Below are 13,241 nucleotides of genomic sequence, written 5' to 3' on the forward strand. Positions count from 1 at the left end.
AGTCAGGATTAAGCAAAACGCATGGGCTATAATTAAAAAGCTTGTGGCTAATTATCAATATGGAAAATCAAACTATAGAATTTCAGGCAAAAATGTATGCATTTGCTTTAAACAGCGCAACAAAGGAACACGGTTTTAAGAAAGATGAAAACTGGAAATTAACACTTGCAAATGCTGAAGAGAAAGCAGAAATAGAGCAAAAATATTATCCTACAGTATCGACTCAAATCGAGTCTAAATCACTATTAAAATTATCTGAATTGGTTAAAATTGTATTAAACCGTACACCGGCTTTTGCAACTGAACCGCTTAACGATTTAGGTGCACAACATAATAATTCTGAATACATCATTGCTTACAATCCAATCCGCGTTCATCGTTAACGGATGAATTTTCTAGTTTCCTTCGTTTCTTAAAATTTGAAGTGGGGGTTTGTTTAAAATACTTCTGCTACTTAAAACTCCGGTTATGACAACCAATAAAACCACACTTGCAAATAGCAAAAGTGTTGGTAAAAATGGAGGAATAAAAGAAGCGTCGAAACTAAATCTGGCCAAAGCCCAGCTGCCACTTAAAGCAAGTATTAGCCCAGCAGCTGCGGCAAAAAGTCCTAAGAAAAAGTATTCAATGGCATTTACTGCTAGAATTTGATTTCTGCTGGCGCCCATTGTTCTAAGCAAAATGCTTTCCTTAATGCGTTGGTTTTTGCTTGTCATCACAGCTGATATCAGAACAATCCAACCAGTAATCATACTGAAACCAGCCATAAACTGAATTACGAAACTGATTTTGCCAAGTAGTTCATCTAAAAGTTTTAAAACCAAACCTAAATCGATAACCGAAATATTAGGAAACTTGCGCACAACAGAACCTTGAAAACTCGCTGATGTTTCACTGTTTGGAACTCGGGTCATTAAAACGTGAAACTGTGGCGCCTGCTCTAAAACGCCAGCGGGAAAAACAACTCTAAAATTTGTTTGCATTCGGCTCCAGTTCACTTCGCGTAAACTTCCTACAACTGTAGGCAAAAGCATCCCTTGAACGTTGAATACAATTTTATCATTAAGTTTTACTTTTATACTTTTGGCAAAATTTTGGTCAAGTGAAATGTAGACAACATCATTTGGGTTGTTAACTTTATTTATCCACTTTCCGTCGATAATTTTTTCTGCAGCAGTTAAAGTATCCTGATAAGTTGCACGAATCTCATTACGAAATGCTCTTTTATTTGTACTATCCGCACCTGCTTTTTTGCCGTTGATTTCTTCAATCCTCATCGTAATAACAGGAACTTGATTCATCAATGGTAATTTATAAGATTTTGCAAGATTGCTAACCTCATTCTTTTGTGTGCTTTGAATATCGAACAAAACCATATTTGGCTGGCTCGAACCCGAAGAAAGCGTAACCCGTTTAATCAGAATCCCCTGCACAAAAAATAATGTGCAAATAAAAGCAGTAGATAAACCGATGGAAACTGTAAGCATGAGGGTTTGATTATTGGGGCGATATAAATTGGCAAAACCTTGTCGCCATAAATAACTTAGCGATGCAGGCATTAACTTTCTAACCATAAACATTAGTATACCCGAAAATGCCATCAAGAGTAAAAAAGCGATAAAAATTCCCGCCGTAAAAGCCAATGCCTGTATCCAGCCTCGCATTTGCAGGTAGGTGAAACCAACAATGAAAACCACCATCAGAAGGAAAACAAACACTTTAAGAAAATCGAATTTCTTATTACTATTGCCTTCAAAAGTTGCTCGGATGGCGTTCAGAGGCGAAATCCGCCTTACCGAAAGTAAGGAAGGCAATGCAAAAAGAACTGAAATCACTAAGCCGAGTAATAAGCCTTGTCCAATCGCCGACCAGGAAACCTGCATGGTAATTTCTACAGGAAGAAAATCTTTTAAAACTATAGGTAGTAAGAATTGAATTAAAGTGCCGAGTATAGAGCCAATTATGGCGGCAAATATCCCGATAAAACAAACCTGAATTAGGTAAATTAGAAAAGCATCCCAAGCTTTTAAACCCATACACCTTAATGTTGCAATTGCGGCGAGCTTTTCTTGTATGTAAACATGTATTGCGCTGCCTACGCCAACACAACCGAGTAATAAAGCGATAAAGCCCGTGAGCGCTAAGAAACGGTTTAAATCTCTAAAAGAACGGCCAGTTTGCTCTTTTCTTTCAGCCACGGTATCCAAATCCAAACCTTCTTTATCGAGTTTAGGTTGAAGCTTTTTAATAGTAGCTTCCAGCACTGCTGGGCTATCGAATTTATAGTAAAATTTATAATTAATTCGGCTTCCGGTTTTAACTAAACCGGTTTTATCCAAATATTTTAGAGGAATATAAACAATAGGCGCAACGCTTGATGATATACCGGTTTGACCAGGTGCTTTGTCTAAAACACCAGCAATTTTAAAACTTAAATCCCCAATGCTTATCGAATCACCTGTTTTAGCATTAAACTGGAGCATCAACGTTTTATCCACTAAAGCATCTTTACCACTAAGAAAACTTTTTGCTGCTGTAGCTGGTGTAGTTTCGATAGCGCCATAAAAGGGATAATTTCCTTCCAGTGCTTTCATTTGTACTAAACGACTACCGCCATTTTTAACAAAATAAACCATCGATGCAAAAGTGCTTTCTGTTGCTCGGTCATCGCCCATGGTTTTAAGCATTTGTACCGTTTGTTTACTTACGGCTTTTCTGCTTTCTACAATTAAATCAGCACCTGTAAGTTCTTTCGCTTGCCTGTCAATATCATTTTGAAGGTTATCTTTAAAAGAGTAAACAGCAACTAAGGCTGCAATTCCTAAAATGATCGATGATATAAATAAAAGCAGACGCGAACGGTTTTTTCGGCTATCTCTCCAGGCCATTTTAAAAAGCCACGAAATAGGAACGCTTTGCTTTGGGACTGAATTTTTAGACATAACTCGGATTTTCGTCAGCGATAATTAAACCACCTTTCATTTTTATAACACGATTAGTTCTCGCAGCTAATTCAGGGTCGTGGGTTACAATTACTAAAGTTGTACCCGCATCTTTATTTAAATCGAAAAGTAATTTGATGATTTTTTCACTGGTTTCAGCATCCAGATTTCCAGTTGGTTCATCAGCAAATAAAAGGGCAGGGGTATTCGAGAAAGCTCTTGCCAATGAAACCCTTTGCTGCTCACCACCCGATAATTGTATTGGGTAATGATGACTTCTATCGCCTAAACCAACTTTATCAAGCAATTCCATTGCATGGCTTTTAATGTTTTTAGCACCTCTCAATTCAAGCGGCACCATAACATTTTCTAAGGCTGTTAAAGTGGGTAGTAATTGGAAATTTTGGAAGATAAAACCTACATAACGATTACGAACAGCTGCTCGCTCATCTTCAGATAATTTGTCTAAAACAACACCATTAAGCTCCACAGAGCCCGTAGTTGCCCGGTCTAAGCCTGCGCATAAGCCAAGTAAAGTAGTTTTTCCACTACCAGACGGACCGGTTATGGCTAAGGTAGAACCTGATGAAACATCGAAATTAATGTTGTTTAAAACAGTTAACTCGCGACCTGCACTTTGATATATTTTACTTACATTTCGGATGTGTAATATGCTTTCCAATGGCTAAAGAATTAAATTTTCTGATTAATTTGCATTAAAACATAATGCACCCTTATCCGTTAAAGATAGTGGCTTTTTGATTTTTAAGAGATAGAATAAATAGATATGTTACGAAAACGTTTGATGCTATTAATTGTTTTGACAGGAATATTACAAGCCTGCTCAAATTCAGATAATAAAGATAAATCTGCTGATGCAGATACTACAAAAATGGCAGCTAAGCAAAATGCCAAACCGATAAAAAACATCCTTTTCTTTGGTACAAGTTTAACAGCAGGTTATGGTTTAGACCCAACAGAAGCTTATCCGGCGTTGATACAGAATAGAATTGATTCTTTAAAGTTGCCTTATAATGTAATTAATGGTGGTTTAAGTGGCGAAACATCGGCAGCGGGAAAAGGCCGGATAGATTGGTTGCTCAAGCAAAAAGTTGATATTTTTGTGCTCGAGTTAGGTTCTAATGATGGTCTTCGTGGCGTGCCTGTCGCAGAAACTACAAAAAACTTACAGAATATTATTGATAGGGTAAAAACAAAATATCCAGATGTAAAAATGATTATAGCAGGTATGCAAATGCCACCAAGTATGGGTGCTAAATATGCAAGCGATTTTAAAAATATGTTTCCTGAACTGGCTAAAAAGAATAATATGGAACTAATTCCTTTTCTTTTAGATAGGGTTGGTGGAATTCCGAAACTTAACCAGGCAGATGGCATTCATCCGACGGCTGAAGGAGATAAAATTCTCGCTGAAAATGTTTGGGTGGTTTTAAAACCTTTGCTATAGATTTTGTTTCAACTGAAGAAGGATGGATAGCAGATTCACTTTCACCAACTGGTTTATGTCCATACTTTAGAGCTTATGCTAACTTTGAGCCTAAAATGGATGGCCAAACAGGTAAGAGATGGTGGGATGGTTCAATTCATTCTTATTCACCTCAGCCAAATAATCATAAGGGTGTTTATCAAACAGGGCCATACGGTGATAAAGAAATATGAAAATAAAAAAATTACTATTGAAGTCTACATCGTACCGATTTTACCTGGCATTAGCCAGGTCAAGTTTATCTTTTCTCCCCTTCTAATCAATCAATGCTTCACTTTTGAAAAAAAGGTGTTCCCACCATGCTTCTGGTAGAAATGGCTTCGCCCATCACGTTTACCTTCAATCCTGTCGAAGTTGCAGGTTTTTTGAAATTAAAATCAGGAAATACCCTTGATAACCATTCAGTTAGGCTTATAGCTTGCAAAGTAGTGGATAAAGTTTATTAATCCCCGCTGTCCTAAATAACATTTGTTTTTATAGAAGCGAATAATACTTTGAATACTGAGGTTAGCTAATATACTTGATTTTCTTTTAGACGCAATTTCGTTGCAATAATAATTGTGCGATTTGCTTTTAGAACTAGACATAAAGCTGAATATAGAACTCTAACAGATTGTGTTAGTAATACTATTATCTGTAATGATTTTGTAATTATTTTAATAGTAATACTTTTCTGTTCTGCAAAATTTTATTTTTGAGTTCTAACTCTTTTATGGAAGTATTACTTAAATTCAAGTTAAACGATCACCTCTATCTTCGCGATCCCGAACAAACCGAGATTGGGAAAGCTATTGTAAGTAACGCCATTGAGCTCATTTTTGAGATTGGTTTTGAGCAATTTACTTTTAAGAAACTTGCTAATAATATCAATTCTACCGAGCCTACCATTTATCGTTATTTTACATCTAAGCATAAACTGCTTACCTATATTCTTAATTGGTATTGGAGTTATCTAGAGTATGTCTGTAAAATGCTCCTGGCAGAGGTAAATGATCCTACTAAAAAAATGATTTTGATTTTAGAGATTATTACCCATCAGATTGATCATCATACCCATCTGCACAATTATAACCTCGATCATCTTCATCATATTGTGATTTCTGAAAGCAGTAAATCTTATCTTGTAAAAGAAGTAGATGAGATTAATAATGAGATGATGTTTGCGCCCTTAAAAAGCCTATGTTTATTTATTAGCGAGGTGATTCTTAAGCTGGAGCCCCATTTTCCTTATCCCCGTTCTTTAGCGAGCACACTATTGGAAACCGCTCATGATCAGCAGTTTTTTAGCGAGCATTTGCCTAAACTTACCGATAATACAGAAAGGGGCAATCATAAAGATTATGTGCTAAAATATTTAACCAGATTAACTTTTTACACCATTACGCCAGCTTAATATGTACTACGAAAAAGATTTTAAGGTAAGCAGTTCTGCATTGTTTAAATACATTACCAAAGAAAAGAAAGATGTTACAGCCATTTATATATATGCCGTTTTAAGTGGCTTGGTTCAGTTAAGTATTCCATTGGGCATACAAGCTATTGTAAGTTTTGTAATGGGTGCAACAATGGTAACTTCTCTTTATCTGCTTATTGCATTTGTGGTATTAGGTACTTTTTTAGCAGGTTTCTTCAAAATTAAGGTAATGCAGATCATCGAGAAAATTCAGCAAAAAATATTTGTAGAATATTCTATAGCTTTTGCCAAAAAAATACCCAAAATTAACCTTTCATCTACTAAAAAATATTTTCTTCCAGAATTAGTCAACCGGTTTTTCGATACTCAAAATCTGCAAAAAGGTATCTCCAAAATATTGTTGGATATCCCAACCGCGTTGATCCAGATTTCTTTTGGTATTTTACTTTTATCTTTTTACCATCCTTGGTTTTTGGTCTTTGGTGCGTTGGTATTAATCATCGTGATCTTTGTCTTTAGGTTTACCATGAATTCTGGTATTCGTTCTAGTTTAGAAGAGAGCGATAAGAAGTATGAGGTTGCCTCTTGGTTGGAAGATGTGGCGAGCGCCATTAAAACTTTTAAAATTAATTTTAAAGCAGACATGCACCTAACTGGTACTGATGAGCGAGTAGTTAATTATCTCGAACATCGTACCGATCACTTTAAGGTGTTGGAGTTTCAGTACAAAGCCATTATCGGTTTCAAAGTAATCATCACCCTTGTGATGCTGGCCATTGGTACATATTTATTGGTAGAGCAAAAACTAAATATTGGAGCATTTATCGCTACAGAAATTGTGGTGCTTACCATTATGAATGCCGTAGAAAGCTTGATTAAAAGTTTAGAAAGCTATTATGATGTAATTGCGGCACTGGTTAAGTTAAATAAAGTTACCGATTTAGACGAAGAAAATAGTGGTGAAATCGTGCTTGAGCAAGATAATGGTGGCTTATCGGTAAATCTGAAGGATGTAAACTTTGCTTTTACCGATCAAAAACCAATTTTAAAGAATATCAATATTGAGTTACTGCCAAATACTATTAATGTAATATCTGGTAGCTTGGGTGCCGGAAAAACTACATTACTTAATGTAATGGCTGGTTTTTATGAAACCACCACAGGGGTGATCTTGTATGATAAAATTCCAATCAAAAACCTTAATAAAACAGCGCTGAGAGAGAGTATAGGACTGTATACGTACGATATGGTTATCATAAAAGGTACTTTACTAGAGAATGTTTTGTTAGGCCGAGATGATATTAGCACTGAAGAGATTATAGATTTGTGCGAACAGATTGGTTTGGAAGATTTTTCAAGCCAGTTTAGCAACGGTTTTGATACTCAACTTAGCGAAACTGATACTGAAGTATCACATAGCGGGAAGAAAAAAATTACGCTTTTGCGTGCGCTTTTAGGTAAAAACAGATTAATTATGTTGGAAGACCCATTGTATGGAATGGATGATGAGTTTAAGCGTAAAGTTGTGAGCTATCTTATAAGCATCAAACATCAAACTACAATTATTGTGATATCGAGAGCAAAAGAACTATTAGCAATTGCAGATCAAAAGCTACGCTTAACCGATGGTACCATTGAAATCGATAAAATCTAAACTTATTGCATCATGAAAATCAAATCTTTCGATAATATCTATCATATTCATAAAGATTCTAAGGTAAAGCGATGGTTTTACATTTTTTTAGTTTCGTTTGTGGTGGTGCTTTTTTTACCATGGACTCAAAATATTCATTTAAGAGGTAATGTAAGTACGCTTTATCAGGAACAGCGTCCACAACAACTCAACTCGCCTATTCCTGGTCGAATCACTAAATGGCACATTAAAAATGGCGATTATGTTAAAAAAGGCGATACGATTTTGCAGCTTGCTGAGGTGAAGGAAGATTATTTAGATCCTCAATTACTTCAGCGCACCAGAGAACAAGTGGCGGCAAAGAAGGGCGTAAGAGATTATTATCAGGCTAAAGTTGGTGCTACAAATACACAGTTGAAAGCTATAAATGCTGCAAGAACTCTAAAACTAGAACAGTTAAAAATCAAAATTGCGCAGCTAAATAATAAGGTTGCGGCAGAATTGGCAGAGCTTGCTGCAGTAAATAACGAACTTAAGCTTAGTGAAGATCAGTATAACAGGCAGAAAAAGATGTATGATGATGGCTTGGTTTCCCTTACTCAATTTCAACAAAGAAGCGTGTCATATCAGAATGCATTAGCTAAAAAGACAGCGGTAGAAAATAAGTTGGCGCAAACGCGTCAGGAAATTACTACCGTTAATATAGAACAAAATGCGACTATCCAAGATTACATGGAGAAGGTGAGCAAAACCGAAGGCGAACGGTTTTTAAGTATGGGGCAAATTCAAGGAAGTAGCGGTGAAATTGCCAAATTAGAAAATCAGGCGGCCAATTACCAAGCTAGGCAAGGATTGTATTCGGTCATGGCCTCTCAGGACGGACAGGTCGTGCAACTAAATAAAGCCGGTATAGGTGAGATTTTAAAAGAAACAGAAAGCATTGGCACAATTGTGCCTAAAACTGTAGATTATGCTATAGAAATTTATGTAAAGCCTGTAGATTTACCCTTGCTTCGGATAGGGCAAAGAGTAATGTGTATTTTCGATGGTTTCCCGGCTATTGTTTTCTCTGGCTGGCCAAATTCCAGCTATGGAACTTTTTCTGGCAAAGTAATCGCCATAGAAAATAACATCAATGCCAATGGCCTTTTTAAAGCCTTGGTTATTGAAGATAAGGGGGAAAAGCCATGGCCACCTCAAATTAAAATTGGCGCAGGTGTAAAAGGTATAGCTATCCTAAACGATGTGCCAATTTGGTACGAGTTATGGCGAAACATTAACGGCTTTCCTCCAGATTATTATGGTTTGAAAATAGAAAAATCGAAATCAGCAGATGAAAAATCTAAATAGAACCTGGATTATTTTACTCCTATGGAGTGTTGCCCAAGTTTCTGCTGCGCAGGATACATTAAGGCTTTCACATCCAGAGTTTTTATCCATTGTAAAGAAATATCATCCTCTTGCTTTTAAATATAGATTGCAGAATAATATTGCAGAGGTAGAGATTTTAAAGGCTAGGGGCAATTTCGATCCGATAGTGGATGCCAAGAAAGGATCCAAAACAATCGATGGAACTAATTATTATGAGCAAAGTAATGCTGGCCTGGTTATTCCAACTTGGTATGGTATAGAAGTAAGCGGTAGTTATAACTACATTGATGGGCAACGCCTGAATAATAGCGACACGCGGGGTGGGCTATATCAATTTGGCTTAACCGTGCCCTTGGCGAAGAATCTAATCTACGATAAGCGAAGAGCGATGCTAGAGCAGGCCAAATATGCACAGGTAATGACTGCTGCCGAACAGCAATTGCTTACCAATGAGCTATTTAGAGATGCCGAAAATGCCTATTGGCAATGGGTAAAATGCTACGAGTTATATTTGGTGCAGCAAAGGGCTGTAACTATTAACCAAAATCGTCTGGCTTTAACTTTAAAAACGTTTCAGTACGGAGAACGGGCGGCTATAGATACGACAGAAACATTATCGCAGTTGAGAGGTTTTGAATTGGAAAAGGAAGATGCTTACTTACAATATGTTAAGGCCACCATGGACCTTTCTGTGTATTTATGGAGAGAAGGGCAGCAGCCATTTGAAATTACTAAACCCATTTTGCCTTCAGAGAACATTACCTCTAGCGATGCTTACGGCCGCTATGCAGCGCTGATTGTGCAGGTGAATGCCCAGCCTATTAATGCTCATTTATCGCTAGTTTATTATCAGCAAAAGCAAAATATTTTGGAAAGCGAACGGAAGTTGAAATGGCAAAGCTTTTTGCCTAAGATCGATTTTACCTATAACTTTTTTAACAAGGAAAATTATCAGACCAATTTTTTTCCGCTTTTTCAAAACAACTATCAATACGGGTTAAAATTAGAAATACCTATATTTTTAAGGCAGGCAAGGGCAGATTATAGACAGGCAAGAATGAAGGTGATGCAAAACCGGTTAGATGCCGATTTAAAACGCCAGGAGCTTAACGCTAAGCTTAACAGTTATACCAATGAAGTAATTAATTACCGCAGCCAGATTAATATTGCCCAGCAAAATATTGGGAATTATAATCGCTTATTAAAGGCAGAAGAAACAAAATATCAAAATGGCGAAAGTTCTCTTTTTCTCATCAATAGCAGAGAAAACAAGTTGATAGATGCACAAGAGAAAATGCTTGAATTACGTTATAAATTTCTCAAAAGTTACAACGAACTTAAATTTATGAGCGCTAGTTTTAGCGATTTGGTGATTTAAAATTGTCTTGCCCAATTATGTATAGCATGCTATCTTTAGAATTGGAACATCCAGGAAGTTAATAGACAAGCTTTTGATGTAACGGCTATTGATGTAACCCAGCTTTACAACAACACTCTAGATATTTCCGGGGCTTTGAATAGGGTGGCTAGTGTATGGTGGTAGAGAAACCTAAGGAGTCGGCTCTTCTTTTAAGGTCTCGCTAAACGGCTTTTCAGGTAACCACATCCGTTATTTATAGATGGCATTGAGATGGATAACTTTGGCTCTTCTTTCAAAACATTTGCCGATAGAACTCCTTTAAGTTGTACTAAAGTTTTACCCGAAATGTATTTGTTGTTATATTTGTAAGCTCTTTAATGCATATTAAAAGATGTTCAAATATTCATAACACAAACTTGAATCAATACCCTTAGTCACAATCAAAATCCATAATTTGGTAAGCGTCCCAGAAAAAATAATTTATGACTTTCCCTATCAATCACATTCGCCCAATACCGGCAAATGAAGCAGAGCGATTACTTGCATTATCAGAATTCGACCCAGACTTTACCGATCTTCAAAGTGATTTCGAAAACATTACTGCTTTAGCCGCAAAGCTATCTGGAACCAATATATCTTTAGTTAATCTTATCGACTCGTTTACACAGTGGTCTGTTTCCAATTATGGATTAGAACTCGATCAGATGCCTCGAGAAGAGTCCATCTGCCAATACACCATTACAGAAAACGATCACTTCGAAATCAGCGATTTATCGTTGGATGATCGCTCAAAACATTTCTTTTACGTAGGTAATCCCCTTAATTTGAGGTACTATTTTGGTGTTCCATTAACCACACCAAATGGCTATAATATTGGAGCATTGTGCGTTTTAGATCAAACTTCTAAAACCTTATCAAAGGATAAAATCGAACTACTTAAACTTCTGGCAAAAGAAGTAGTGGATAAACTTATCAATCTCAAAATACTTCAGAAAACGAATACCGACCTTGATGATGCAAAGAAAAAGCTCAGAAAAGCAGCACACGATATTCGGGGTCCGCTTTCTGGTATAACTGGCATTATTGATATCATCAGAAAAAAAGGAGATAAAAATCAGTTTGAAGAATTGATTGAATATGTTTTTATGATTGATAAGAGTACTAAATCTGTTTTAGATTTTACGGAAGAAATCCTGTCAGAACAAAAAGGTTTTAAAGGTGAGATTTTTAATACGACAATTTTTAAAGAGAAGTTAGAGCAATTATATATGCCTCAGGCAAAGGCAAAAAATATTTTCTTTAAAGTTAAAACTGGCTCCGTAAACCAAGAGGTTAACTTTTCAAAGGAAAAACTGATGCAAATTACAGGAAATTTGATCTCCAATGCGATTAAATTTAGCTCAGATTATGGAACAGTTACCGTGAAACTTGATTTGGAAATTCTGGATAAGGCAAAAACTTTGAAAATTAATGTCTCTGATAATGGCAATGGATTAAGTATCGCCGCGATTGATAAAATCATGACCGGAGTATTAGCATCGTCAGACGGTACATTTGGAGAACGTGGCTACGGATTAGGTTTGCCGATGGTTATTGGAGATATAAAGAGTTTGAATGGTAAGATGGAAATTACATCAGAAGAAGGCTGGGGAACGAATTTTGAAATTTCAATCCCAGTAAGTTAATTATCCATAACTAAGTAAACCTCGGTAATATTTATTTTATAAGGCGAACTGGTTAAGCAATAATACACCCAATAAGCCAAGTATAGATACAATGCTTTCCATCATTGTCCAGGTTTTAAAGGTTTGTTTCAAATTGAGGCCAAAATATTCTTTAAACATCCAGAAACCAGTATCATTAACATGCGAAAACATCAAGCTGCCTGCTCCAACCGATAAAACCATAAGTTCGGCAGATGCGCCTGTGCCAATAAATGGTAGCACAATGCCTGATGCGGTTAAAGCAGCTACAGTTGCAGAGCCCAAAGTAACCCTAAGAGAGGCGGTGATAAGCCATGCGAGAAAGAGGGGAGATAAGCTCAATCCTGAAGTGAGTACTTTAACCGTTTCACCAACGCCACTATCGACCAAAATTTGTTTGAATGCACCACCAGCTGCAATAATTAAAATAATCATGGCAATACTTTTTACACCTTCAACGCAAGATTCCATCGTTTTCTCAATTGTATTATCCTGAACGAAAACGGTTATAATCACGGCAATCAAAAGGGCTGCTGTAGGATCTGCTAAAAAGGTAAATATTGGTTTCAGCATATAGGGATTAGAAAAGGCTGTTCCTACTGTACCTGCAACAATTAATACAACGGGTAACAATGCCGTGAAAAAACTTTTAATACCCGTTGGTAAATTCTCTTCTTCGGATAATGAAAAACCAATCTTAGATGTTGAAATTTCTCGCTTAATAATTAATCTTGGAAAGTAAACACCAGCTATAATTGCTATAGGAATGCTTAAGGTTAAGCCATAAATTAAAGTTTTACCAATATCTGCATGGAAAATTGCGGCTAGAGCAATCGGGCCAGGGTGTGGCGGCAAGAAACCATGAGTAACGGATAATGCAGCTGCCATCGGGATACCAATATATAATTTTGGTAAACCTGTTGCCGAAGCAATTGCAAAAACCAGTGGTATGAGTACCACAAATCCGGCATTGTAAAATAGTGGAATCCCAACGAGTAGCCCAGTTAAAAGAACGGCCCATTGAATATTTTTTTGACCGAATAATTTAATCAGAATAAAAACAATCTTTTTAGCTGAACCACTATCTTCTATTAGTTTTCCCATCATTGCACCCAAAGCCAAAACCATTACCATGCTTCCAAGTGTGCTTCCAATTCCATTACTTACTGCACTCATTACTTTTGATGCAGGCATCCCTAAAAATAAACCAGTTATAATAGCAACCAAAAGCAGGGCAATCATTGGATTTAGCTTCTTGATAATCAAAATAAAAAGCAAAAGAATGCCAGCGAGTACGATAAATAATGACAT

11 protein-coding genes are annotated in these 13,241 nt (G+C 36.6%); 8 read left to right on the plus strand and 3 right to left on the minus strand.

Annotated features, from left to right (window positions below):
* Positions 1-59 precede the first annotated feature (59 nt).
* On the plus strand, positions 60-383 hold the full coding sequence (locus tag ACFOUY_RS07280; RefSeq protein ID WP_378959827.1) for a hypothetical protein: 324 nt from the start codon (positions 60-62) through the stop codon (positions 381-383).
* Positions 384-395: 12 nt separating this feature from the next.
* On the opposite strand, the gene ACFOUY_RS07285 is transcribed toward ACFOUY_RS07280, so the two are convergent.
* Both ACFOUY_RS07285 and ACFOUY_RS07290 read right to left on the minus strand, forming a co-directional pair.
* Positions 396-2,942: an ABC transporter permease gene (locus ACFOUY_RS07285; protein ID WP_378959828.1), complete on the minus strand. Its 2,547-nt coding sequence runs from the start codon at positions 2,940-2,942 to the stop codon at positions 396-398.
* Positions 2,935-3,624, minus strand: a complete 690-nt coding sequence (locus ACFOUY_RS07290) for an ABC transporter ATP-binding protein (protein WP_378959829.1) — start codon at positions 3,622-3,624, stop codon at positions 2,935-2,937. The genes ACFOUY_RS07285 and ACFOUY_RS07290 overlap by 8 nt, the downstream gene beginning before the upstream one ends.
* Positions 3,625-3,729: 105 nt before the next feature.
* Here ACFOUY_RS07290 and ACFOUY_RS07295 point away from each other — a divergent pair, with 105 nt between their 5' ends.
* From ACFOUY_RS07295 to ACFOUY_RS07325, 7 genes are all read left to right on the plus strand, one after another.
* Positions 3,730-4,410: an arylesterase gene (locus ACFOUY_RS07295; protein WP_378959830.1), complete on the plus strand. Its 681-nt coding sequence runs from the start codon at positions 3,730-3,732 to the stop codon at positions 4,408-4,410.
* Positions 4,383-4,622, plus strand: coding sequence for a hypothetical protein (locus ACFOUY_RS07300; protein WP_378959831.1), 240 nt, complete (start codon positions 4,383-4,385; stop codon positions 4,620-4,622). The genes ACFOUY_RS07295 and ACFOUY_RS07300 overlap by 28 nt, the downstream gene beginning before the upstream one ends.
* A gap of 539 nt (positions 4,623-5,161) precedes the next feature.
* Complete coding sequence (locus ACFOUY_RS07305) at positions 5,162-5,842, plus strand: TetR/AcrR family transcriptional regulator (protein WP_378959832.1); 681 nt, start codon at positions 5,162-5,164, stop codon at positions 5,840-5,842.
* 1 nt (position 5,843) lies between these two features.
* A complete protein-coding gene (locus ACFOUY_RS07310) occupies positions 5,844-7,517 on the plus strand; it encodes a peptidase domain-containing ABC transporter (RefSeq protein WP_378959833.1) in 1,674 nt (557 codons plus the stop codon).
* 12 nt (positions 7,518-7,529) lie between these two features.
* On the plus strand, positions 7,530-8,846 hold the full coding sequence (locus ACFOUY_RS07315) for an HlyD family secretion protein (RefSeq protein WP_378959834.1): 1,317 nt from the start codon (positions 7,530-7,532) through the stop codon (positions 8,844-8,846).
* Positions 8,830-10,245 carry a TolC family protein gene (locus ACFOUY_RS07320; RefSeq protein WP_378959835.1) on the plus strand — a complete coding sequence of 472 codons (1,416 nt, stop codon included), beginning with the start codon at positions 8,830-8,832 and terminating at the stop codon, positions 10,243-10,245. The genes ACFOUY_RS07315 and ACFOUY_RS07320 overlap by 17 nt, the downstream gene beginning before the upstream one ends.
* A gap of 464 nt (positions 10,246-10,709) precedes the next feature.
* A complete protein-coding gene (locus ACFOUY_RS07325) occupies positions 10,710-11,912 on the plus strand; it encodes a GAF domain-containing sensor histidine kinase (protein WP_378959836.1) in 1,203 nt (400 codons plus the stop codon).
* 36 nt (positions 11,913-11,948) lie between these two features.
* Here ACFOUY_RS07325 and ACFOUY_RS07330 read toward each other — a convergent pair whose 3' ends face one another.
* Positions 11,949-13,241 (minus strand): GntT/GntP/DsdX family permease, encoded by a 1,293-nt coding sequence (locus tag ACFOUY_RS07330; protein ID WP_378959837.1) that lies wholly within the window; start codon positions 13,239-13,241, stop codon positions 11,949-11,951.

Origin of the sequence: Pedobacter jamesrossensis, from assembly GCF_042650905.1 — a bacterium.
GTDB lineage: Bacteria > Bacteroidota > Bacteroidia > Sphingobacteriales > Sphingobacteriaceae > Pedobacter > Pedobacter jamesrossensis.

What these genes read in the sequence shown, in the direction of transcription:
- ACFOUY_RS07325 (WP_378959836.1), top strand. Translation starts at nt 10,710, where the DNA reads ATGACTTTCCCTATCAATCACATTCGCCCAATACCGGCAAATGAAGCA.
- ACFOUY_RS07305 (WP_378959832.1), top strand. Translation starts at nt 5,162, where the DNA reads ATGGAAGTATTACTTAAATTCAAGTTAAACGATCACCTCTATCTTCGC.
- ACFOUY_RS07285 (WP_378959828.1), bottom strand. Translation starts at nt 2,942, where the DNA reads ATGTCTAAAAATTCAGTCCCAAAGCAAAGCGTTCCTATTTCGTGGCTT.
- ACFOUY_RS07310 (WP_378959833.1), top strand. Translation starts at nt 5,844, where the DNA reads ATGTACTACGAAAAAGATTTTAAGGTAAGCAGTTCTGCATTGTTTAAA.
- ACFOUY_RS07330 (WP_378959837.1), bottom strand. Translation starts at nt 13,241, where the DNA reads ATGTCATTATTTATCGTACTCGCTGGCATTCTTTTGCTTTTTATTTTG.
- ACFOUY_RS07295 (WP_378959830.1), top strand. Translation starts at nt 3,730, where the DNA reads ATGTTACGAAAACGTTTGATGCTATTAATTGTTTTGACAGGAATATTA.
- ACFOUY_RS07315 (WP_378959834.1), top strand. Translation starts at nt 7,530, where the DNA reads ATGAAAATCAAATCTTTCGATAATATCTATCATATTCATAAAGATTCT.
- ACFOUY_RS07320 (WP_378959835.1), top strand. Translation starts at nt 8,830, where the DNA reads ATGAAAAATCTAAATAGAACCTGGATTATTTTACTCCTATGGAGTGTT.
- ACFOUY_RS07280 (WP_378959827.1), top strand. Translation starts at nt 60, where the DNA reads ATGGAAAATCAAACTATAGAATTTCAGGCAAAAATGTATGCATTTGCT.